Source organism: Cupriavidus sp. 05T313 (assembly GCF_056396665.1).
Genome location: NZ_JBFTLX010000002.1, coordinates 29,454 through 51,021 on the forward strand (window position 1 = coordinate 29,454; position 21,568 = coordinate 51,021).

Below are 21,568 nucleotides of genomic sequence, written 5' to 3' on the forward strand. Positions count from 1 at the left end.
CTTCCAACGCAAAACGGCACATGCTTGGGCATGTGCCGTTTTCGTTTGCGCGGGGCGCAGTGGCGGCCCTACCCGGCCGCGCCCAGCTTCGTCAGCGCCTCCCCTGTAACCCGGCAAATCCGCCAGTCCGGCATCACGTCCGCGCCCATCGCGCGGTAAAACTCGATCGACGGCGTGTTCCAGTCCAGCACGCTCCATTCGAAGCGGCCGCAGCCGCGTTCCACCGCCAGCGCCGCAAGATGCTTGAGCAACATCTTGCCCAGCCCGTGGCCACGCCAGGCCGGGTCGACATAAAGGTCTTCCAGATACAGCCCGGGCTTGGCCAGGAAGGTCGAGAAGTTGTGGAAGAACAAGGCAAAGCCCACCGCCTTCGCGCCTTGCGCGCCCGGCACCTCCACCAGCACGGCCTCGGCATGCGGGCGCGCGCCGAACAGGGCTTCGCGCAGTTTTTCCGGCGTGGCTTCGATCAGGTGGGTGAGTTTCTCGTATTCGGCCAGTCCCGTGATCAGCGCGAGCAAGCTTTCGCAGTCGTCAGGCGTGGCGGGGCGTAGTACGAAATCGGAGGTGGGCATGGCGGGTTTGACGCATCGGCAGGTAATAAAACGCGATTATCGCCTATTCGTCACATCTGGCCTATGCCTGCCCAATCCTTGCCAGTCGTGCCACTTGCGTGACGTAATCCGTCGCCAGGCAGTCCACCACTTCGCGCTCGGGCGTGCTGCGCAGCCAGGTGAGCTGGCGCTTGCAGAGCTGGCGGGTAGCCGCCAGGCCGCGTTCGCGCATGGTGGCGAAGTCGGTCTCGCCATCCAGGTACTCCCACACCTGGCGGTAGCCTACGCAGCGGATGGATGGCAGCGTCGGCTGCAGGTCGCCGCGCGCGCGCAGCCGTTCCACTTCGTCGATAAAGCCGCCGGCCAGCATGGCATCGTAGCGGGTGGCGATGCGCGCGTGCAGTACCGCGCGGTCGGAAGGCTCCAGCGCGATCACGCGATAGCGGCGGTCGGCGGCGCCGGCAAAGGTGCGTTCGCCGGCTTGCCGTGCCAGCAGCGCCGACATTGGTTGTCCGGACAGCCGGTGGATCTCCAGCGCGCGCTGGATGCGCTGGGCATCGTTGGGCGCCAGCCGTGCCGCGGTCACCGGGTCGACTTCGGCCAGCATGGCGTGCAGCAGCGGCCAGCCGCGCTCGGCGGCCAGCGCGTCGAGTTCCGCGCGCAGCGCCGGGTCGGCTTGCGGCAGGTCGTTCAGGCCCTGGGTCAGGGCCTTGTAGTACAGCATGGTCCCCCCGACAATCAGCGGCTCGCTGCCGCGCGCGCGGATCTCGCCGATCAGCCGCTCGGCATCGGTGACGAACTGGGCGGCGGAGTAGCTGTCGGCCGGGTCGATGATGTCGATCAGGTGGTGCGGCACCGCGGCGAGCTCGGCCGGCGAGGGCTTGGCGGTGCCGATGTCCATCTCGCGGTAGACCAGCGCCGAGTCCAGGCTGATGATCTCGATCGGGGCTTGCGCCGCCAGCGCCAGCGCGGCGGCGGTCTTGCCGGAGGCGGTAGGGCCGAGCAGGCAGACCACGGGCGGGTGGTCTGCGCCGAGGCTTGCGGGAGCTGGTGCGGCGTTCAAGGCGGAGGGAACCGGGGTGGCGGAACTGGCGGCGGGCTGTGGCACGGCAGTCTATTGGCCGCGCAGGAACAGGCGGTCGAGTTCGGCCACCGACAACTGCACCCAGGTGGGCCGTCCATGGTTGCACTGGTCGGCGCGCTCGGTCTGTTCCATCTGGCGCAGCAGCGCGTTCATCTCTTCCAGCGTGAGCTTGCGGTTGGCGCGCACCGCGCTGTGGCAGGCCAGGGTCGCGAGCAGTTCGTTCTGGCGTTCGACCAGTACGCGCGAGCCGCCGAAGGCGTGCAGGTCGCGCAGCACGTCGCGCGCCAGGGCTTCAGTGTCGGCCTGCTTGAGCAGGGACGGGATGGCGCGAATCGCCAGCGTGGTGGGCGAGACCTGAGCGATGTCGAAGCCGAGCAGGGTGAGGGTTTCCTGGTGCTCCTCGGCAGTGCCGATCTCCACCGCGCTGGCCGTCAGCGTGACCGGGATCAGCAGCGACTGCACCGCCAGCTCACGCGTTTCCAGAGCGGTCTTGATCTGCTCGTACAGGATGCGCTCGTGGGCGGCGTGCATATCCACCAGCACCAGGCCGCGCGCGTTCTGCGCCAGTACATAAATGCCGTGCAGCTGCGCGATGGCATAGCCCAGCGGGCTGGCATCGTCCTCGGTGAATTCCTGCCGTGGAAGCTGCTCGAGCAGGCCAGGYGGGTCGTTCTCGCGGGCGGCCTGCGCATCGGCCATCCAGGCCGGGGGCGTGCTGGYAGGGCCGGCGGAGGCGCGCGAAAATCCGTTGCCCGGCTGGATCGCATCGCGGACCATGCCGAGGTAGGCCTGGCGGGGCTGGGCAACGCCGAGTTCGGTCTGGCGCGCGGTGGCCGTGTAGTCCACCCACGGGCGCGGGCTGGCGCCACCGCCACCCATGCCGCCGCTCCTGCCTGATCCACCGAAGCCGCCGGAAGCTCCGGAACCACCGCCAATGCCGCGTGCGCCCGGGAAACCGCCGGGGCCGCCAAGGCGTTCCCCCGCGGGAGTATCGTCCACATCGGACGCGGTATGCAGGCTGTCGCCCTGTTCGCCCGCCTGGCGCGCCAGGCAGCGCTGCACGGCGTGGTAGACGAACTGGTGCACCGCGCGCGATTCACGGAAACGCACTTCGATCTTGGACGGGTGCACGTTGACATCCACCATCTCGGGCGGCAGGTCCATGCACAGCACGTAGGACGGGAAGCGATCGCCGTGCAGCACGTCCTGGTAGGCGCTGCGCACGGCGTGGGTGAGCAGCTTGTCGCGGACGTAGCGGCCGTTGACGAAGAAGAACTGCTGGTCGGGACGCCCGCGCGAGGCGGTGGGCAGCCCGGCAAATCCGTACAGGTGCAGGTTGCCGGCTTCCTCATCCAGGGGCAGGCGGGCGTTGGCGAAGTCGGCGCCGAGCACCTGGCCCGTGCGCGTGGCGACATCGCCGGCATTCCAGTGCTCCATCGGCTTGCCATTGTGATGGACCGAGATGGCCACGTCCGGCCGTGCCAGCGCCGCGCGCCGCACCATCTCCAGGCAATGGCCGAACTCGGTTTGTTCCGATTTAAGGAACTTTCGGCGCGCTGGCGTGTTGAAGTAAAGGTGCTGCACGTCGACGGTGGTGCCCACGCCGCCGGACGCGGGCTGCACTTCGCCGGTGTCGGCGATCACCTGTGTCGCATGCGAATCGCTGGCGGTGCGGCTGGTCAGGGTCAATTCGGAAACCGAAGCGATCGAGGCCAGCGCCTCGCCGCGAAAGCCCAGCGTGAGCACCGATTCCAGTTCGTCCAGCGAGGCGATCTTGCTGGTGGCGTGGCGCATCAGCGCGACCGGCAGTTCGGCGGCAGGGATGCCACAGCCGTTGTCCGCGATCACGATGCGCCGCACACCGCCTTCTTCCAGCCGGATATTGAGCTGGGTGGCGCCGGCGTCCAGCGCGTTCTCGAGCAGTTCCTTGACCACCGAGGCGGGGCGTTCCACCACCTCGCCGGCCGCGATCTGGCTGATCAACTGGTCGGGCAGGGGGCGGATAGGACGGGGTGGCTGGGCGGGGCGCGGGTCTTGGGCAGGCATGGGCGGAATTATACGTGGGCGCGCTGCAGGCCCGCGCGCGCGGGACAAGCACATTGGCGTCGGATCAGGTGACTTTGGAGTCGGTCCGGTCTTGTATGATGTCGGCTGAATTCAGAATGGGGATCGAATTGGATATCGTATTGCAGTTTCTAGACATGTTGCTGCATGTCGACAAATACCTCGGCACCGTCATCGAGAACTACGGTGCGTGGGTCTATGCCATCCTCTTTGCCATTGTCTTTGCGGAGACAGGCCTGGTGGTGTTGCCTTTCCTGCCGGGCGATTCACTGCTCTTCATCGCCGGCGCCTTTTGCGCCACGCATGCCATGAATGAGTGGGTGCTGGTCGGCCTGCTGCTGGTGGCGGCGATTGGCGGCAATACGGTCAACTACCTGGTGGGAAGCTGGGTCGGCCCGAAGGTGTTCGACGGCCATTGGCGCTTCCTGGACCAGCAGGCACTGCGCAAAACCCACGATTTCTACGAGCGCCACGGTGGCAAGACGCTGGTCATGGCCCGTTTCCTGCCGATCGTGCGTACTTTTGCGCCGTTCGTCGCCGGCGTGTCGCAGATGACGTTCGCCAAGTTCCAGATGTTCAACGTGATTGGTGCGATGGCCTGGGTCCTGGGCCTGGTGTTTGCCGGTTATTTCTTCGGCAACCTGCCGTTCATCAAGCAATACCTGAACCTGATTGTGCTGGCTGGCATCGGCGCGGCGGTCGTGCCGCTGGTGCTGGGCGGGTTGTGGAAGCTCGTGCGCGGCGGCAAGCGCCGTCCTTCCTGAGCGACGGGGCAGGCCGGGGCCTGCCCCTGCCCGGGCTTCAGTTCACGCTGCGGCTCATCATGCGCAACGCTGGCATGCGGTCGCGGATCTGGGTGGTATCGGCCGCATCCGGGCGCGCCATCACGTAGGCTTCCAGGTCGGCCAGCGCCGGCCGGAAGCACTCCAGGTTGGCATAGGCCAGGCCGCGGTCCCGCACTTCCTCGATCGAGCCTGGCAACAAGATCACCAGGCGGTTCTGTACCGCCAGCAAGCGCTGCCAGCGCGATTCCTGCAGATAGATCGACTTGAGATTGCGCAGCACGCGCGCCACGATCTCACGGTGGCTCGCCACCTGCAGGAACAGGCCCAGCGGCACCTCGTTGGGATCGGCGATGCCCTCGCGCTCCAGGTGCGGGTCGAGCATCTCCTGCAACTGCTCCTTCGACAGCGTCTCGCCGGTGAGCGGGTCCACCACCACCTCGCCGGCGGGAATCGACATCCGCACCAGGAAATGGTTGGGGAAGGACACGCCCTTGAGCGGCAGGCCGATATGCTGGCCCAACTCCATATAGAGCACCGCCAGCGAGATCGGGATGCCGCGCCGCTGCTTGAGCACGACGTTCAGGTAGGAGTTGTCGGGATCGTAATAGTCGTTCGCGTTGGCGCCGAAGCCCAGGTCGCGGTAGAAGAAATGGTTGAGCAGGCGCATGCGCTGGATGGCCGGCGTGCCTTCGGCGATCCGTCGCTTCAGGCGAACCGCGAGCATGTCGAGCATGGCCAGTTCGGCTTGCAGGTCCAGGTCCGGGTAGGCGTCCTGGGCGATCGAGAGCACCGTCTCGGTAAGCGGGATACCGTCCTCGTCCGCCACGAGACTGGCAAAGTATTCCAGGACTTTCGTGGTTGTCATTGCGGCTTTCCTGAATGCGGCCTGGCGGCTGTTCGAGATCGAAACTGGCGGCATGGCTGGCGTTCCCGGACGGTGCATTGGCATCGTCCGCGTCCGCCTGCCTGCTGGGCAGAACCGCTTCGTCTCATTCTGACACAACCTCAGTTGCCTTGACCCTGCACCGCGCGCTGCCGCAGCCCTTGCGCCGCGCTGGCGCGACTGGCTGGATTGGCAGGCGGGGGCCTCTTAGCCGGCTCTCCGCTTGAAAGCGGAGTATCTCAGCCCCATGAGCCACAGTGTACCGAAGTAGACGACCGCCGCAAGTACCAGGCACGAGGCCAGCAGCGCGATGCGCAGCAACGGCGTGGCGCCCAGGCCGACCCAGTCGAAGTTGCGGGCGAACCAGAGCAGCATGCCGGCCAGCAGCGTCACGGCGGTCAGCAACTGGGCAAGGAACAGCCACCAGCCCTTGGCCGGCTTGTAGAAGCCGCGCTTGCGTAGTCCCAGGAACAGCAGCAGGGCGTTGACAGTGGCGCCGAAGCTGATCGATAGCGCCAGGCCGGCGTGGCCGAAGCGCGGCACGAAGACGTAGTTGGACAACTGCGTGATCACAAGCACCAGCAAGGCGATCTTGACCGGGGTGCGGATGTCCTGGCGGGCATAGAAGCCCGGCGCCAGGATCTTGATCAGGATCAGGCCGAGCAGGCCGGTGCCGTAGGAAACCAGCGCCTGCCGGGTCATCTCCACCGCATGGGCGTCGAACTTGCCATAGTTGAACAGCACCGCGGTCAGCGGCGCGCCAAAGACGAACAGTCCGACCGCGCACGGCACGGCCAGCAGGAACGTCAGGCGCAGGCCCCAGTCGAGCAGGCCGGAATATTCGGCCCGGTTGTCCTCGGCGCTGGCTTTCGACAGGCTCGGCAGCAGGATGGTGCCCAGCGCCACGCCCAGCAGCGCCGTCGGGAATTCCATCAGGCGGTCGGCGTAGGTCAGGTAGGACACGCTGCCGGCGGCCAGGCGGGAGGCAATGTTGGTATTGATGATCAGGCTGATCTGAGCCACCGAGACCGCCAGAAGCGCCGGTGCCATCTGCCGCATGACGCGGCGCACGCCTGGTTCGGCCCAGGCCGCGCGCAGGTTGAAGCGCAGGCGCGGCATCACGCCCAGCCGCCGGAGCGCCGGAATCTGCACCGCCAGTTGCAGGATGCCGCCCACCAGCACCCCCCAGGCCTGCGCGTAGATCGGCTGCGCCATATGCGGGCCGACGAACAGCGCGGCTACGATCAGGCAGAGATTGAGCAGCACCGGCGTGAAGGCGGGCATGGCGAAGCGGCGCCAGGTATTGAGGATGCCGGAGGCCAGCGCCACCAGCGAGATCAGGCCGATGTAGGGAAACATCACGCGGGTCATGAAGACCGCGGCGTCGTAGGTTTCGCCGCCATGCTGGCGGAAGCCCGTGGCGACCACCATCATCACGAGCGGGGCGCCGATCACGCCGAGTAGCGAGACGCCCATCAGGACCCAGGTCATGACCGTGGCAACCGAATCGATCAGCGCACGGGTCTCGGCCTCGCCGCGCTTGCTATGGTATTCACCCAGGATCGGCACGAAGGCTTGCGAGAATGCGCCCTCGCCGAAGATGCGGCGCAGCAGGTTGGGAATGCGGAACGCCACGTTGAAGGCGTCGGTCATGTCCGAAGCGCCAAAGGCACGGGCGATCAGGATCTCGCGGATAAGGCCGGTGATGCGCGACAGCATCGTCAGGCTGCTGATGGTGGCGAGCGCTTTGAGCAGGTTCAAGATCGGTCGGCGGCAAAGGGGAGGCGGCGGCAGCTTGGATCGGACCGCCGGTGCGAACCGGGTTCAGACGTCGGGCACGTCCCAAAGTTGCATCGAGGCCACGCAGGGCGGGGCCGGTGTGGCGCGTATTATACGGTTCGGCCTCGCTGGTGCCCGTATATTGGCCTTTGCGTCACCCCGTCTCACATGGGTCGTGGCTCGGCTTGCCAGCCGCTTTTTCTTGTGTGTATAATTGCCGATTCACAAGGCTAGTTGCGTTCCGGATTCGTGTGCCAGTGCATCCCGGGTCGCTTGATGTGCACTTAATTGTGTCCGCGGTTTGCTCCGTCCTTCCGTTGGGCACGCATCTGAATTCAGGAAATCTACTTAAATGGCAAATTCCGCACAAGCTCGCAAGCGCGCGCGCCAGGCCGTCGCCCAGAACGCCCACAACTCCAGCCTGCGTTCGCGTCTGCGTACCGCTGTCAAGGCTGTCCGCAAGGCTATCGAAGCCGGCGACAAGGCTGCTGCTGCCGAGATCTTCAAGAACTCGCAATCGATCATCGACGCTATCGCCGACAAGAAGATCGTGCACAAGAACAAGGCTGCACGTCACAAGTCGCGCCTGTCGKCYGCCATCAAGTCGATGGCTGCCTGATAGCAGTTGCCGGCGCCGGGCCAAGTGCCAGGCGCCTTCCGGCGGCATGCCGGGCATTTTGCCTTACCGCGTCGCTTCGGTGGCTGTCGGGGGCTTGGCCCGGTAGTCCGTTGGTGGGGTGCGTCGTCTAGCGATGACTTACCCGAAAAAAAGCTCGTCATCTGACGAGCTTTTTTTGTCTTCTGCTTTGGCCCGCGCGTTACCGGTGCTGCCGGTGCGGGAGGGCCGCGGTGCAGCCGCGGCATGCGGCGGTGCGGGCTTACTCCAGTGAGCAGGCTTCGACCAGTTGCAGGTTGTTGTCGCGGGCGAAGTTGAGGACGAAGTCGAGCGCCTTGGGCTCGATGTCACGCAGTCGCGCATCGACCACCACGCTTTTCACGCCGCCCGCGATCATGGGCCGCACGTAAGGCGAATAGGTGATGCGGGGATCGCCGGTGTCGCCTTCGGGACGGAATTGCGCCATCACGCCGCACAGCCGTTCAGCCCAGTCGCTTGGACGGAAGGTCTTGCCTTCCTTGGTGATGCCTTGGATGAAATATTCGCGAACTGTGGGATTCATTGGACTGCGGGGATAGTACGGTTGACTCGACGGTAAACCCGCCAGACTGACCAAACGGGAGCCCGTTTGACGCGGCCAGGAAACAATTGGTTCGTTTCATTCCAGGCCATGGCGGCGGGGCGTCGGTGTCGGCGGGGGCACTTTTGATGCCGGCAGCGGGCGGTGGCATGGATATGCCGGGCCCCGCGTGAATCAGCCAGTATTATATCTTATATAAGACTCGCGCATAAGCCTCCGTGCCGTGCGGCACGCGGCCCACGCTCGCCAAAGCCACAATAATCCCTTATGATTCTTACAGTTAAATTGCGTAAGCGACGCGAAAGGCGGCTCCGCGGCACGGTCAGGTCATGAACCCTTCATGGCGGCCAAGCCACCACCGAGCCGCCTTCTTTGTTTTATGAGCCCAACTTCGATCAAGCATTACCTCCAGTTCAGCGACCTGACTCCCGATGAGTACGAGTACCTGCTGGACCGCGCACGGATTCTGAAGACCAAGTTCAAGAACTACGAGACATGGCATCCGCTGCACGACCGCACGCTGTCCATGATCTTCGAGAAAAACTCGACTCGTACGCGCTTGTCGTTCGAGGCCGGCATCCACCAGCTGGGTGGCCATGCCGTCTTCCTCAATACCCGCGACTCGCAACTCGGGCGCGGCGAGCCGATCGAAGACGCGGCGCAGGTGATCTCGCGCATGGTCGACATCATCATGATCCGCACCTTCGGCCAGGACATCATCGAGCGTTTCGCCGCGCATTCGCGGGTGCCGGTGATCAACGGGCTGACCAATGAATACCATCCCTGCCAGGTGCTGGCCGACGTCTTCACCTATATCGAGCAGCGCGGCAGCATCCGCGGCAAGACGGTGGCCTGGATCGGCGACGCCAACAATATGGCCTACACCTGGATCCAGGCGGCCGAGCGCCTCGGCTTTACTTTCCACTTCTCGGCGCCTCCCGGCTACCAGCTCGACCCGGCCATGGTGCCGGCGTCGGCCGCGCACCTGGTCAAGGTGTTCGACGATCCGCTGACCGCCTGCCAGGGCGCGGACCTGGTCACCACCGATGTGTGGACCAGCATGGGCTACGAAGCCGAGAACGACGCGCGCAAGCGCGCCTTCCAGAACTGGATGGTGACCACCGCCATGATGGATCGCGCCAACCCCGACGCGCTCTTCATGCACTGCCTGCCGGCGCATCGCGGCGAGGAAGTCGAGGCGGCTGTCATCGACGGCCCGAAGAGCGTGGTGTGGGAAGAGGCCGAGAACCGCCTGCACGTGCAGAAGGCCCTGATGGAATTCCTGCTCTGCGGGCGCTACTGATCCTGAGCGTACCGCGCCAAGTTTGGCGCACATGCGGCACGCCAACCCGGTGCCAGAAGGCTGGCTGAGCGCTGGATGAAGGCGGCAAGTGCCGCCCAAGCCGGAGCGGACGTGTCAAAATAGCGGTTTTTCCGCATTCTTTTTCGCGTGTCCGGCGTCAGCGCCGGCCACGCTTACTTTGCGCATCGAGTCGAACATGAGCGATATCAAGAAAGTCGTGCTCGCCTACTCCGGCGGGCTGGACACTTCGGTGATCCTGAAGTGGCTGCAAGACACCTATCAATGCGAGGTGGTCACCTTTACCGCCGACATCGGCCAGGGCGAGGAACTCGAACCTGCCCGCCAGAAGGCGCTCAAGTTCGGCATCAAGCCGGAGAACATCTTTATCGACGACCTGCGCGAAGAATTCGTGCGCGATTTCGTCTTCCCGATGTTCCGCGCCAACGCCGTCTATGAAGGCGAGTACCTGCTGGGCACCTCGATCGCGCGTCCGCTGATCGCCAAGCGCCAGATCGAGATCCTGCGCAGCACCGGCGCCGACGCCGTGTCGCATGGCGCCACCGGCAAGGGCAATGACCAGGTTCGCTTCGAACTGGGCTACTACGGTCTGGAGCCGGGCGTGAAGGTCATCGCGCCGTGGCGCGAGTGGKACCTGCTGTCCCGCGAAAAGCTGCTGGCCTACGCTGAAAAGGCCGGCATCGAAATCGACATGAAGCACAAGAAGGGCGGCGCCCCGTACTCGATGGACGCCAACCTGCTGCACATCTCCTTCGAAGGCCGCCACCTGGAAGACCCCAAGGCCGAGGCCGAGGAAGACATGTGGCGCTGGACCGTGTCGCCCGAGAACGCACCGGACGCGGCCGAGTACCTGGACGTCGAATTCGAGGGCGGCGACATCGTCGGCCTGAATGGCAAGCGCATGACCCCGGCCGAAGTGCTCACCGAGCTGAACCGCCTGGGCGGCAAGCACGGCATCGGCCGCCTGGACCTGGTGGAAAACCGCTACGTCGGCATGAAGAGCCGTGGCTGCTATGAAACCCCCGGCGGCACCATCATCCTGAAGGCCCACCGCGCCATCGAGTCGATCACGCTCGACCGCGAAGTGGCTCACCTGAAGGACGACCTGATGCCGCGCTACGCCAGCCTGATTTACAACGGCTACTGGTGGAGCCCGGAGCGCCGCGCGCTGCAGGTGCTGATCGACCACACGCAGGCCAAGGTCAACGGTTGGGTGCGCGTCAAGCTGTACAAGGGCAACGTGATCGTGGTCGCGCGCGACTCCAAGGACACGCTGTTCGACAAGACCATCGCGACCTTCGACGATGATGGCGGCGCCTACAACCAGGCCGACGCCGGCGGCTTCATCAAGCTGAACGCGCTGCGCATGCGCATCGCCGAGAACGCACGCCGCCAGCGCGGCGAGTAAGGCGGGCTTCAGGCCCCGGCCCAATTCGGACCGTGGCCCTGGCAGTCAGCACTCAGCAGAAGAGGGGCCGTCATGGCCCCTTTTTTGCGCCGCCTCGCCATTGAACATTCCAGATTCCAGTCATCAAGAACCAAGCATCAAGGAGAAATAGCGTGAGCCAGTTCGACAACGTATCCGTCGTCAAGAAAGCCAACCTGTACTTCGACGGCAAGTGCGTCAGCCACACGGTGCTGTTCCCGGATGGCACCCGCAAGACGCTGGGCGTCATCTTCCCCGCCGCGCTGACCTTCAGCACCGGCGCTCCGGAAATCATGGAAATCAATGCCGGCGTGTGCCGCGTGAAGCTGGCTGGCGAAGATCAGTGGAATACCTATGGCGCCGGCCAGCAGTTCAATGTGCCCGGCGACAGCAGCTTTGATATCGAAGTGACCGAAACGCTGGACTACGTCTGCCACTTCGCCTGAGTACGATGGCCCGGGCGGCTTAAAGCACCACCGGCTCGGGCTCAATGCGCACGCCGAAGCGGGCCTGCACGGCATCGGCGATGCGACGCGCCAGCGCCAGCAGGTCCTGCCCCGTGCCGCCGCCGTGGTGCACCAGCACCAGGGCTTGCTTGCCGTAGACGCCCACCGGGCCGTCGCTCACCCCCTTGAATCCACACTGGTCAATCAGCCAGCCGGCCGCCAGCTTGTAGCTGCCATCGGGTTGGACATGGCTGACCAGGTTGGGGTACTGCGCCAGCAGCGCGTCGCGCTGGCCGGGGGCAACCACGGGATTCTTGAAGAAGCTGCCTGCATTGCCGATTTGGGCAGGGTCGGGCAGCTTGCGCGTGCGGATCGCGATCACCGCTTCGCGGATGCGATCCGCCGTGGGCACCGCGGCTGACTCTTGTGCCAGTTCGCGCGCCAGTTCCGCATAGCCCAGCACCGGCTGCCAGGGCAGCGGCAGGCGCAGGGTGACAGCCGTAATGATGTAGCGGTCACGCCCCTCGCGCTTGAACAGGCTGTCCCGGTAAGCAAACTCGCATTGCTCCAGCGTCAGGCGGACGAATTCGCCGCTGTGCCGGTCGAAGGCGCGCAGGCTGTCGAAGCGCTCGCGCAGTTCAACGCCGTAGGCGCCAATATTCTGGATCGGCGCTGCGCCTGCGGTGCCGGGAATCAGGGCCAGGTTTTCGAGCCCTGGCAGGCCGTCGGCAATGGTGCGGCAGACCAGTGCATGCCAGTTCTCGCCGGCGCCGGCCGTCACCAGGTGGGCATCGTCGCCGGCGGCCACCGCGTAGCCGGGGATTTCCATCAACAGCACCAGCGCGTCGATGTCCCGCGTCAGGACCACATTGCTGCCGCCGCCAAGCACAACCAGGGGCAGGCCATGCGCGCGCGGATCGGCCAGCGCGCACAGCAGGTCGCTTTCGCTGCGCACGTGCGCCGCAAAGCGCGCGCGTACGTCGAATCCGAATGAATTGTGGCGGCGCAGGGGATAAAATTCGTGGAAATCAGCCATGCAAGGGAAAGGTGAGGCGGCCGCCGTGGTCGACGGCACCGGACTGCAGGGTAGGCTGGATTATACGTAAGCGCCGCCGCCAGCCGGCGCGCGCCCAGGACAAAGCCTGCGGGACTGCCGCGGGCAAGTGGCAATACACAGCAACACGCAGCAAGACAAGGAGAATGCAATGCCGTCGTTTGACGTAGTGTGCGAAGCGAACATGATCGAGGTGAAGAACGCGGTCGAGCAGGCCAACAAGGAAATCACGAACCGCTTTGACTTCAAGGGTTCGGATTCGCGGGTCGAGCACAAGGAGAACGAACTCACGGCTTTCGCCGATGACGATTTCAAGCTCGGCCAGGTCAAGGACGTGCTGATCAGCAAGATGGCCAAGCGCAATGTCGACGTGCGCTTCCTGGACTACGGCAAGACCGAGCGCATCGGTGGCGACAAGGTCAAGCAGGTCATCACCATCAAGAAGGGCGTCACCGGTGACCTGTCCAAGAAAATCGTCAAGATGATCAAGGACAGCAAGATCAAGGTACAGGCCAGCATCCAGGGCGACGCGGTGCGCGTTACCGGTACCAAGCGCGACGATCTGCAGAGCGTGATCGCGCTGCTGCGCAAGGATGTTCCGGAAGCCCCGCTGGACTTCAATAACTTCCGCGACTGACCTTGTCGCAAATTGGCGCGGCAGCCGTGCTGCCGCGCTTGGCCATCATCTGGGCTGCGGCAGGCCGCCGATCTTCGCGCCGGCCTTCAGGCCCTTCTGCGCGAACCATCCCTTGTTCATCTCCAGCGCGTAGCGCACCGCTGCGCGCGGGCAGTGGTTGTCCTCGGTCTGGGGCGCCATGTCCTCGATATTGACGATGGAGCCGTCRTCGGCCAGGAAGGCGATCGACAGCGGCAGGTCGGTATTTTTCATCCAGAAGCAATGTCCGGCCTTCTCATCGAAGACGAACAGCATGCCCTCGTTGGCGGGCATGGTTTTGCGATACATCAGGCCGCGTTCCCGGGCTTCCGGCGTAGCGGCGATTTCCGCCTTGATGGCGTACATGCCCGCGCTGAGTTGCCGGACCGGCAAACTAGCCGGCGACTGGGCAGAGGCGGACGTCAGGGCGGCAAGGGCGCAGCCGCCGGCGAGCAGGTTTTTGATGACAGGGCGCATGGAAGGAACGGCGATTTGGACGGTTCGGGACCCGCCAGCATAGCGCAGCTATCGGGCGAGCGGCGCCATCGGATAGTTCGCATTTGTTGCTGCAGGCTACGGTGACGGGCGCGCGCTTTTGGCGCCTGGCCATCGCAGGCAAAAAAAAAGCAGGCGCCTTGCGGGCAGCCTGCCTTGCTAGCCGGGCGCAATGCCCGGCCTGCCTGCAAATCTTTACTTCGTTGCAGCGTCGGCCTTGGCAGCCGGGGCAGCCGGGGCAGCCTTGGTCTTGTTGTGAGCGTGCTTCTTGGTGGACTTCTTGGTGCTCTTCGTCGCGGGCTTTGCAGCCGGGGCTTCAGCGGCGGGCGCTGCAGCAGCCGGAGCTGCCGGTGCCGGAGCGGCGGCTTGGGCGAAAGCGCCGGTGGCGAACAGGCCGGCAACCAGAGCAGCGATCAGTTTGTTCATGCTATCTACCTCGGAAGGTGAAATCGATTCGGAAGAGTTGACTCGTTATACGACGCGTCAGTGTCAAAAACGAAACGGACCGGTGAGCCGTTGACTCACGAACTGTTAATTTTTGTAACTTCTTGAGCGGGGGCGTGGATGGCGCTGCGGGCCTTGCGGATTCGCTGCCCCACCCGCGCGCGCGCGGCGCACCGGTGCGTTGGCACGCGGCGCCGTGACAGCCTCGATGCCGAGCATCGCCGGATCGATCTCGCACCATTGCCCAGGCGCGAGTCCGAGCGTGCGCAGATCTAGCGCGCCGATCTGTACGCGCAACAGGCGCAAGGTGGGGAAGCCCACAGCCGCCGTCATGCGCCGTACCTGGCGGTTTTTACCCTCGCGGATTTCGATTTCCAGCCATTGGGTTGGAATGGCTGCGCGAAACCGCACCGGAGGATTGCGCGGCCAGAGGAAGCCGGGTTCATCGATGCACTGTGCTCGCGCCGGCAGCGTGCGGAAGTCGCCGAGATCGACTCCGCCGCGCAGGCGCGCGAGCGCGGCTTCGTCCGGTCTGTTTTCCACCTGCGCCAGATAGGTCTTCGGCAGCTTGTGGTGCGGGTCGGCAATGCGCGCCTGCAGGGCGCCGTCGTCGGTCAGCAGCAGCAAGCCTTCGCTGTCGGCATCGAGCCGTCCCGCCGGATACACGCCGGGGCGTTGCACGCAGTCGGCGAGCGTAGGGCGCGTAGGGTGCGCGGAGAACTGGCTCATGGTGCCGAAGGGTTTGTTCAGGGCAATCAGCGTCATCAGGGGCGGGAAGCGAGTCGGGGTAGGCAACGCCAGGGCCGTGCCGATGGCCGGGCCCCAGGGCATCACGGGCGCCAGTATGCCGCAGCCCGCGTGGCGGCGCGGGTTCCGGCAGGATAGCGGATCATGAAATTTTGCTGCATAATACAAAACGGTCTTGTGTCTTATATAAGACTGAATTGCCTCTGACGCTTGGCTGGGCAGGCGGCGCGTGTTGCGGTGCGGCATCGTAACCGCATCGAACCCCGCTAAAATGCCCGCGCGCCACTCACATCTCRCCGTCCGGTCACGAACCTGGGCGGYACGTTACGAACCCCCGTTCCGTACTGGAGACGTCATGTATCAACACATCAAGGTGCCGGCCGGCGAGAAGATCACGGTCAACCAGGATTTTTCGCTGAATGTTCCGGACAATCCAATCATCCCTTTCATCGAAGGCGACGGTACGGGACTGGATATCACCCCGGTGATGATCAAGGTGGTCGACGCTGCCGTGGCCAAGGCCTACGCCGGCAAGCGCAAGATCTCCTGGATGGAGATCTATGCTGGCGAGAAGTCGACCAAGGTATATGGCCCCGATGTGTGGCTGCCTGACGAAACCCTTGAGGTCCTGAAGGAATACGTGGTGTCGATCAAGGGCCCGCTGACCACGCCGGTCGGTGGCGGCATCCGTTCGCTCAACGTCGCACTGCGCCAGCAACTCGACCTGTACGTCTGCCTGCGCCCGGTGGCTTACTTCAAGGGCGTGCCCTCGCCGGTGCGCGAGCCGCAAAAAATCGACATGGTGATCTTCCGCGAGAATTCGGAAGACATCTACGCCGGCATCGAGTGGGAAGCGGAAAGCGACCAGGCCAAGAAGCTGATCGCCTTCCTGCAGAACGAAATGGGCGTGAAGAAGATCCGTTTCCCGGACACCTCGGGCATCGGCGTCAAGCCGGTTTCCAAGCAAGGCACGAAGCGCCTGGTGCGCAAGGCCATCCAGTATGCGATCGACAACGACAAGCCGTCGGTGACCATCGTGCACAAGGGCAACATCATGAAGTTCACCGAAGGTGGCTTCCGTGACTGGGCCTACGAGCTGGCCCAGCAGGAATTCGGTGCCGAACTGATCGACGGTGGCCCGTGGTGCAAGTTCAAGAATCCGAAGACCGGCAAGGAAATCGTGATCAAGGACGCSATCGCCGACGCSTTCCTGCAGCAGATCCTGCTGCGCCCGGCGGAGTACTCGGTCATCGCGACGCTGAACCTGAACGGCGACTACATCTCCGACGCGCTGGCGGCGCAGGTTGGCGGCATCGGCATTGCCCCGGGCGCCAACCTGTCCGATTCCGTGGCCATGTTCGAAGCCACCCATGGCACCGCGCCGAAGTACGCCGGCAAGGACTACGTGAACCCGGGTTCCGAAATCCTCTCCGCCGAAATGATGCTGCGCCACATGGGCTGGACCGAAGCCGCCGACCTGATCATCTCGTCGATGGAGAAGTCCATCCTGTCGAAGAGGGTCACGTATGACTTCGCCCGCCTGCTCGAGGGTGCGACGCAGGTGTCGTGCTCGGGCTTTGGGCAGGTGATGATCGACAATATGTAAGCGCAGATCAGGCCGTCTCAGCCTGAACCGAAAACCCCGGCGACTCAAAGGTCGCCGGGGTTTTTTTCATCCCGAATCAGGACGTACTGCGCGGCAAGCGGACCCTGATCGACATGGGAAAAGTACGAATGGGGCACATAATGAAAATGCTCACAGCACGTGCAGAAATGTCCGATTGATTTTGGTGCTGTTTTGCGCACAAATCAGGTGGTTCCTGCTCTGGTTTGGGACTACCTAGCGCACGGCCCGCGTTTGCGATGGCATCCGGCCTGGCGCGGATGAAAGCGGTACTTGCCGCGCTCACGTCGACCAATTTCATCCGGTATTCCGCCGAGTCAATGCGCGCCGTTGCGTGTGTCTCGCGGGAGAATAGTCCCGGCGCTGTCGCGGAGGTCTGCGCACCGGACACTGCCACGCACACCATTCGATTCGCCTCGACTTCTGTACGCTGCGTGCGCGCCATCCCCGGTTCGACTCGCAGCTGCAGGAAGTTTCGTTGCTTCGCTTGACCGCACCCTGGCGGCGCTGGCCGATCCCAGCCGGCGCCAGGTAGTGGATTTGTTGCGCGAGCGGCCAATGCGCGCCGGCGAGATTGCGCGGGCCACCGGCCTCAGCCCGCAGGCGATGAGCCGGCATCTGCGGGTGCTCAAGGGGGGCGCGCTGATCGAAGAATCCCATCAGTCGCCATCGGGCTTCGATGCCCGTGTGCGCATCTATGCCCTGCGGGCAGGGCCGATGAGTGAACTCAAGGCCTGGCTGGAGCAGACAGAGCAGCTCTGGGCGGAGCAACTCACGGCCTTCAAGGCCCATCTGGAGGCCGGAGAATGAGCGCGTGCGTGCAGGTTTCCTTGCGGGTGACGGCTACGCCGCGGCGCGCTTTCGAGGTGTTCACCCGTGATATCGCACTGTGGTGGCGCCCCAATATGCTGTTCCAGGTCGGGCCAGGCAGGCCCGGCGTGCTGTCGTTCGAACCGGGCGAGGGCGGCCGGCTGGTCGAGACATGCCGCGATGGATCGGTATTCGCGATTGGCACCGTTACGGCCTGGGAGCCCGGCGTGCGGCTGGCCTTTGGCTGGCGGCAGGCGAACTTCGGGCCGGACCAGGCCACCCAGGTCGAGGTCAGTTTCACCGCGGTGGGCGATCAGACCAGGGTCACCGTCGAACATCGCGGCTGGGATAGCGTGCCGCAAGGGCATGTGGCGCGCCACGGCTTCCCGGAAGGCGTATTTCTGCAACGGAATGGCGAGTGGTGGCAGGCGTTGCTGGCAGCCTACCGGGGGCAGGCGGCGAGCGCGGATGCTGCGCCCATGCCATGAGGACGGACAGTAGCCGATGCCAGCCAATTGGCAAACAAAAAGCCCGGCATTGACCTGACCGGGCTTTTTGTCGGATGCGCTACGTGCTGCTGTTCAGCTTGCTGGTCTGGACACGGCGCGCCGGCTATGGAGGCCAGGCGATGTCCGGGGGGCGGCAGGCCGATCCCGTTCCGGGGATGATTCCCCCGCATCCTGTCGTGACCGCCTCAAGCTCTGTCGGCTGGTGCGGTCGCGCACCTTGCCCTCAGGCGCCGTCCTGGATATTGGTGGCTTGTTTGCCCTTGGGACCCTGGATGATTTCGAAGGACACGCGCTGACCCTCTTTCAGGGTCTTGAAGCCACTCATCTGGATGGCCGAAAAGTGCGCAAACAGCTCTTCTTCGCCRTCGTCCGGCTTGATGAACCCAAAGCCCTTGGCGTCATTGAACCATTTGACGATACCGCTTGCCATAAACTCCCCCAACAAAAAAAGCACGATACGAGCGGGGGAAAGCGCCGCGGCCAGCCGGGTGCCCGGCGTGCCTGGCCATGCGCCCCAGTCCGGTGGAACCGGGCCAGGTACGATGACACGACTTTGCGGACACCGCGTAGCGGCCAGTTTCATGTGCTGACTCGCCGCCGCCGGATTCGTGGGCCTCCCTGCTCACGGATCACCCAGGTCCGGCTTATTGCTTTGGCTCGCGTAACCAGACGTGAATGTGCGAACGATTCTTCTGTCAAACCTGCGCACTGTCAAGTTGGCAGATTCCCCACTCCCGGTAGGGTGTGGCGGGAAAGGAACGGCTGTAGATGGTATTTTGGAGGGGAGGGCTGCACAGCAACTGCGTCCAGCCCAAGAGGTGAACCCGGATGCCTTCGGCATCTCCGGAATTTGGATGGCCGCTGCATCGGCCTCTTGAATCCGGCGTCTTTTCCCCAAATTGCAGAGTTGTGCGTAAGGGTTAGAATAAAGCCATGGCTACACGGCTGGCAAATGTCCCACAACGCGAAGCAGGCACCGTACTGGAGCGGAAAGAGCAGGCGCTCAAACCGCCCGCCATGTACAAGGTGTTGCTGCTGAATGACGACTTCACCCCGATGGAGTTCGTCGTGATGATCCTGCAGCAGTATTTCAGCAGGGACCGGGAGACGGCGACGCAGATCATGCTCACCGTCCACCGGGAAGGTAAGGGAGTCTGCGGTATCTATACCAGGGATATCGCGGCGACGAAGGTCGAGCTGGTGTCAACCCACGCACGGCAGGCGGGTCATCCGTTGCAATGCGTGATGGAGGAAGCATGATTGCGCAAGAATTGGAAGTCAGCCTGCACATGGCGTTTGTTGAAGCCCGGCAGGCACGCCACGAGTTCATTACCGTGGAGCACCTGCTGCTGGCGTTGCTTGACAACCCCACGGCAGCGGAAGTCTTGCGCGCCTGCGCAGCCAATATTGAGGATTTGCGCACCAGTCTGAAGAACTTCATCGCGGACAACACGCCCGTGGTGCCTGGCACCGACGAGGTGGATACCCAGCCTACGCTGGGCTTCCAGCGCGTCATCCAGCGCGCCATCATGCATGTCCAGTCCACTTCCAACGGCAAGAAGGAAGTGACCGGGGCGAATGTCCTGGTGGCGATCTTTGGCGAGAAGGACTCACACGCGGTGTACTACCTCCAGCAGCAGGGCGTGACCCGGCTGGATGTGGTCAATTTCATCAGCCACGGCATCCGCAAGGACCAGGCCGAGCCCGCCAAGCATGGCGACGGCACGGCCGAGGGTGAAGGCGGCGATGGCAAGGAAAGCCCGCTSGAGCAGTWCACCCAGAACCTGAACRCSCTGGCCAAGGCCGGCAAGATCGATCCRCTGATCGGCCGSGAKWSCGARGTSGAGCGSGTGGTCCAGGTGCTGTGCCGCCGGCGCAAGAACAAYCCGTTGCTGGTGGGCGAGGCTGGAGTCGGCAAGACCGCGATCGCGGAAGGGCTGGCCTGGCGCATCACCAAGAACGAAGTGCCCGACATCCTGGAAAAGGCGGTCGTGTACTCGCTCGACATGGGTGCCCTGCTGGCCGGCACCAAGTACCGGGGCGATTTCGAGCAACGCCTGAAGGGCGTGCTCAAATCGCTCAAGGACAATCCGAACGCGATCCTGTTTATCGACGAGATCCACACGCTGATCGGCGCGGGCGCCGCTTCGGGCGGAACGCTGGACGCCAGCAACCTGCTCAAGCCGGCACTGTCGTCGGGCCAGCTCAAGTGCATCGGCGCCACCACCTTCACCGAATATCGCGGCATCTTCGAAAAAGACGCGGCCCTGTCGCGCCGTTTCCAGAAGATCGACGTGGTGGAGCCGTCGGTCGACCAGACCGTGCAGATTCTGCGCGGCCTGAAGTCGCGCTTCGAGGAGCACCATGGCGTCAAGTACGCGGCGGCGGCCCTGACCGCGGCAGCCGAACTGTCGGCGCGCTTCATCACCGACCGCCACCTGCCGGACAAGGCCATCGATGTCATCGACGAGGCTGGCGCCGCCCAGCGCATCCTGCCCAAGTCCAAGCAGAAGAAGACCATCGGCAAGGGCGAGATAGAGGATATCGTCTCGCGCATCGCACGCATCCCGCCGCAGAGCGTCAACCAGGACGACCGCAGCAAGCTGCAGACCCTGGACCGCGACCTGAAGTCCGTGGTGTTCGGCCAGGACCCGGCCATCGAGGCGCTGGCTTCGGCCATCAAGATGTCGCGCGCCGGCCTGGGCAAGACCGACAAGCCAATCGGCTCTTTCCTGTTCTCCGGTCCGACCGGGGTGGGCAAGACTGAAGTCGCCAAGCAGCTTGCCTTCATCATGGGCATCGAATTGCTGCGCTTCGACATGTCCGAATACATGGAGCGCCATGCGGTGAGCCGGCTGATCGGCGCGCCGCCGGGATATGTCGGCTTCGACCAGGGCGGCCTGCTGACCGAGGCCGTTACCAAGAAGCCGCACTGTGTGCTGCTGCTGGACGAAATCGAGAAAGCGCATCCGGATATCTTCAATATCCTGCTGCAGGTGATGGACCATGGCGCGCTGACCGATAACAACGGCCGCCGCGCTGACTTCCGCAACGTGATCATCATCATGACCACCAATGCGGGAGCGGAAACCATGAACCGCGCCACCATCGGCTTCACGTCCTCGCGCGAGCAGGGCGACGAGATGGCTGACATCAAGCGGATGTTCACGCCGGAGTTCCGTAACCGGCTCGATGCGATGATCAGCTTCCGTTCGCTCGATGAGGAAATCATCCTGCGCGTGGTCGACAAGTTCCTGATGCAACTCGAGGAGCAGCTCCACGAGAAGAAGGTGGAAGCCAGCTTCAGCGAGCATCTGCGCAAGTTCCTGGCCAAGAAGGGCTTCGACCCGCTGATGGGCGCGCGGCCGATGCAACGCCTGATCCAGGACCTGATCCGCAAGGCGCTGGCCGACGAACTGCTGTTCGGCAAGCTGGTATCCGGTGGCAGGGTGGTAGTGGATCTCGACGAGCAGGACCAGATCAAGCTGGACTTTGCCGAGGCTGCCGCGGAACCGCCGGAATCGCCGGAAAACGAGAAGGCGGAAGTCTAGGACGAAGTGCGGAGGGTGGGCAGAGCGGACCTTGCCTGCAATTCGTGCTATCCTCGGGCAAAATACAGGGCGGCAGCGATGCCGCCCTTTTTGTTTTGGCCGGGTGCGGTTGCCGCCGCAGCTGTGTTCCCGCCATTCGCCTGA

At 64.1% G+C, this 21,568-nt stretch carries 22 protein-coding genes; 11 read left to right on the forward strand and 11 right to left on the reverse strand.

What is annotated here, in order from left to right; translation table 11 throughout:
• Nucleotides 1-68: 68 nt before the first annotated feature.
• From AC1DKD_RS00725 to mutL, 3 genes are all read right to left on the reverse strand, one after another.
• Nucleotides 69-572, reverse strand: coding sequence for a GNAT family N-acetyltransferase (locus tag AC1DKD_RS00725; protein ID WP_441626333.1), 504 nt, complete (start codon nucleotides 570-572; stop codon nucleotides 69-71).
• A gap of 61 nt (nucleotides 573-633) precedes the next feature.
• A complete protein-coding gene (miaA, locus tag AC1DKD_RS00730) occupies nucleotides 634-1,614 on the reverse strand; it encodes a tRNA (adenosine(37)-N6)-dimethylallyltransferase MiaA (RefSeq protein ID WP_441626335.1) in 981 nt (326 codons plus the stop codon).
• A 51-nt stretch (nucleotides 1,615-1,665) separates the two neighbouring features.
• Nucleotides 1,666-3,681, reverse strand: a complete 2,016-nt coding sequence (gene mutL / locus AC1DKD_RS00735; RefSeq protein ID WP_477142825.1) for a DNA mismatch repair endonuclease MutL — start codon at nucleotides 3,679-3,681, stop codon at nucleotides 1,666-1,668.
• Nucleotides 3,682-3,821: 140 nt separating this feature from the next.
• Between mutL and AC1DKD_RS00740 the strand changes: the two genes are divergently transcribed.
• The gene (locus AC1DKD_RS00740; RefSeq protein WP_082094843.1) at nucleotides 3,822-4,463 is read left to right on the forward strand and encodes a VTT domain-containing protein; all 642 of its coding nucleotides are present in this window, start codon (nucleotides 3,822-3,824) and stop codon (nucleotides 4,461-4,463) included.
• A 37-nt stretch (nucleotides 4,464-4,500) separates the two neighbouring features.
• Here the strand turns inward: AC1DKD_RS00740 and AC1DKD_RS00745 are convergent, their stop codons facing one another.
• Together AC1DKD_RS00745 and murJ are read right to left on the reverse strand one after the other, a co-directional pair.
• Complete coding sequence (locus tag AC1DKD_RS00745; protein WP_035867410.1) at nucleotides 4,501-5,349, reverse strand: SirB1 family protein; 849 nt, start codon at nucleotides 5,347-5,349, stop codon at nucleotides 4,501-4,503.
• A 225-nt stretch (nucleotides 5,350-5,574) separates the two neighbouring features.
• The gene (murJ, locus tag AC1DKD_RS00750; RefSeq protein ID WP_045237619.1) at nucleotides 5,575-7,128 is read right to left on the reverse strand and encodes a murein biosynthesis integral membrane protein MurJ; all 1,554 of its coding nucleotides are present in this window, start codon (nucleotides 7,126-7,128) and stop codon (nucleotides 5,575-5,577) included.
• Nucleotides 7,129-7,498: 370 nt separating this feature from the next.
• On the opposite strand from murJ, the gene rpsT reads away from it, so the two are divergent.
• Entirely contained in the window at nucleotides 7,499-7,765 is a 267-nt protein-coding gene (gene rpsT, locus AC1DKD_RS00755) for a 30S ribosomal protein S20 (protein WP_477142826.1), read from the forward strand.
• 259 nt (nucleotides 7,766-8,024) lie between these two features.
• Here the strand turns inward: rpsT and AC1DKD_RS00760 are convergent, their stop codons facing one another.
• On the reverse strand, nucleotides 8,025-8,324 hold the full coding sequence (locus AC1DKD_RS00760) for a DUF3579 domain-containing protein (protein WP_035867403.1): 300 nt from the start codon (nucleotides 8,322-8,324) through the stop codon (nucleotides 8,025-8,027).
• Nucleotides 8,325-8,721: 397 nt separating this feature from the next.
• Between AC1DKD_RS00760 and argF the strand changes: the two genes are divergently transcribed.
• The 3 genes from argF to ppnP all read left to right on the forward strand — a co-directional run bounded on the left by argF (nucleotide 8,722) and on the right by ppnP (nucleotide 11,535).
• Complete coding sequence (gene argF, locus AC1DKD_RS00765) at nucleotides 8,722-9,645, forward strand: ornithine carbamoyltransferase (protein ID WP_035867400.1); 924 nt, start codon at nucleotides 8,722-8,724, stop codon at nucleotides 9,643-9,645.
• A 196-nt stretch (nucleotides 9,646-9,841) separates the two neighbouring features.
• Nucleotides 9,842-11,071 carry an argininosuccinate synthase gene (locus AC1DKD_RS00770; protein ID WP_477142827.1) on the forward strand — a complete coding sequence of 410 codons (1,230 nt, stop codon included), beginning with the start codon at nucleotides 9,842-9,844 and terminating at the stop codon, nucleotides 11,069-11,071.
• Nucleotides 11,072-11,223: 152 nt separating this feature from the next.
• Nucleotides 11,224-11,535 (forward strand): pyrimidine/purine nucleoside phosphorylase, encoded by a 312-nt coding sequence (ppnP, locus tag AC1DKD_RS00775; RefSeq protein WP_045237620.1) that lies wholly within the window; start codon nucleotides 11,224-11,226, stop codon nucleotides 11,533-11,535.
• 19 nt (nucleotides 11,536-11,554) lie between these two features.
• On the opposite strand, the gene murB is transcribed toward ppnP, so the two are convergent.
• Entirely contained in the window at nucleotides 11,555-12,571 is a 1,017-nt protein-coding gene (gene murB / locus AC1DKD_RS00780; RefSeq protein ID WP_441626343.1) for a UDP-N-acetylmuramate dehydrogenase, read from the reverse strand.
• 169 nt (nucleotides 12,572-12,740) lie between these two features.
• On the opposite strand from murB, the gene AC1DKD_RS00785 reads away from it, so the two are divergent.
• Nucleotides 12,741-13,226 carry a YajQ family cyclic di-GMP-binding protein gene (locus AC1DKD_RS00785; protein ID WP_035867396.1) on the forward strand — a complete coding sequence of 162 codons (486 nt, stop codon included), beginning with the start codon at nucleotides 12,741-12,743 and terminating at the stop codon, nucleotides 13,224-13,226.
• A 45-nt stretch (nucleotides 13,227-13,271) separates the two neighbouring features.
• Here the strand turns inward: AC1DKD_RS00785 and AC1DKD_RS00790 are convergent, their stop codons facing one another.
• The 3 genes from AC1DKD_RS00790 to AC1DKD_RS00800 all read right to left on the reverse strand — a co-directional run bounded on the left by AC1DKD_RS00790 (nucleotide 13,272) and on the right by AC1DKD_RS00800 (nucleotide 14,948).
• Entirely contained in the window at nucleotides 13,272-13,721 is a 450-nt protein-coding gene (locus tag AC1DKD_RS00790) for a DUF192 domain-containing protein (RefSeq protein ID WP_276291158.1), read from the reverse strand.
• Between the two features lie 213 nt (nucleotides 13,722-13,934).
• A complete protein-coding gene (locus AC1DKD_RS00795; protein WP_035867390.1) occupies nucleotides 13,935-14,165 on the reverse strand; it encodes a hypothetical protein in 231 nt (76 codons plus the stop codon).
• 105 nt (nucleotides 14,166-14,270) lie between these two features.
• A complete protein-coding gene (locus AC1DKD_RS00800; RefSeq protein WP_441626398.1) occupies nucleotides 14,271-14,948 on the reverse strand; it encodes a pseudouridine synthase in 678 nt (225 codons plus the stop codon).
• 337 nt (nucleotides 14,949-15,285) lie between these two features.
• Between AC1DKD_RS00800 and icd the strand changes: the two genes are divergently transcribed.
• From icd to AC1DKD_RS00815, 3 genes are all read left to right on the forward strand, one after another.
• A complete protein-coding gene (gene icd / locus AC1DKD_RS00805) occupies nucleotides 15,286-16,536 on the forward strand; it encodes an NADP-dependent isocitrate dehydrogenase (protein ID WP_477102529.1) in 1,251 nt (416 codons plus the stop codon).
• Nucleotides 16,537-16,890: 354 nt separating this feature from the next.
• Entirely contained in the window at nucleotides 16,891-17,364 is a 474-nt protein-coding gene (locus AC1DKD_RS00810; protein WP_441626400.1) for an ArsR/SmtB family transcription factor, read from the forward strand.
• Nucleotides 17,361-17,852, forward strand: a complete 492-nt coding sequence (locus tag AC1DKD_RS00815; RefSeq protein WP_441626347.1) for an SRPBCC family protein — start codon at nucleotides 17,361-17,363, stop codon at nucleotides 17,850-17,852. The genes AC1DKD_RS00810 and AC1DKD_RS00815 overlap by 4 nt, the downstream gene beginning before the upstream one ends.
• A 244-nt stretch (nucleotides 17,853-18,096) precedes the next feature.
• Here AC1DKD_RS00815 and AC1DKD_RS00820 read toward each other — a convergent pair whose 3' ends face one another.
• On the reverse strand, nucleotides 18,097-18,303 hold the full coding sequence (locus tag AC1DKD_RS00820) for a cold-shock protein (RefSeq protein WP_017229665.1): 207 nt from the start codon (nucleotides 18,301-18,303) through the stop codon (nucleotides 18,097-18,099).
• A 503-nt stretch (nucleotides 18,304-18,806) separates the two neighbouring features.
• Between AC1DKD_RS00820 and clpS the strand changes: the two genes are divergently transcribed.
• Together clpS and clpA are read left to right on the forward strand one after the other, a co-directional pair.
• The gene (gene clpS / locus AC1DKD_RS00825) at nucleotides 18,807-19,133 is read left to right on the forward strand and encodes an ATP-dependent Clp protease adapter ClpS (RefSeq protein ID WP_006157525.1); all 327 of its coding nucleotides are present in this window, start codon (nucleotides 18,807-18,809) and stop codon (nucleotides 19,131-19,133) included.
• Nucleotides 19,130-21,424 (forward strand): ATP-dependent Clp protease ATP-binding subunit ClpA, encoded by a 2,295-nt coding sequence (gene clpA / locus AC1DKD_RS00830; protein ID WP_477142828.1) that lies wholly within the window; start codon nucleotides 19,130-19,132, stop codon nucleotides 21,422-21,424. The genes clpS and clpA overlap by 4 nt, the downstream gene beginning before the upstream one ends.
• Nucleotides 21,425-21,568: the final 144 nt, after the last annotated feature.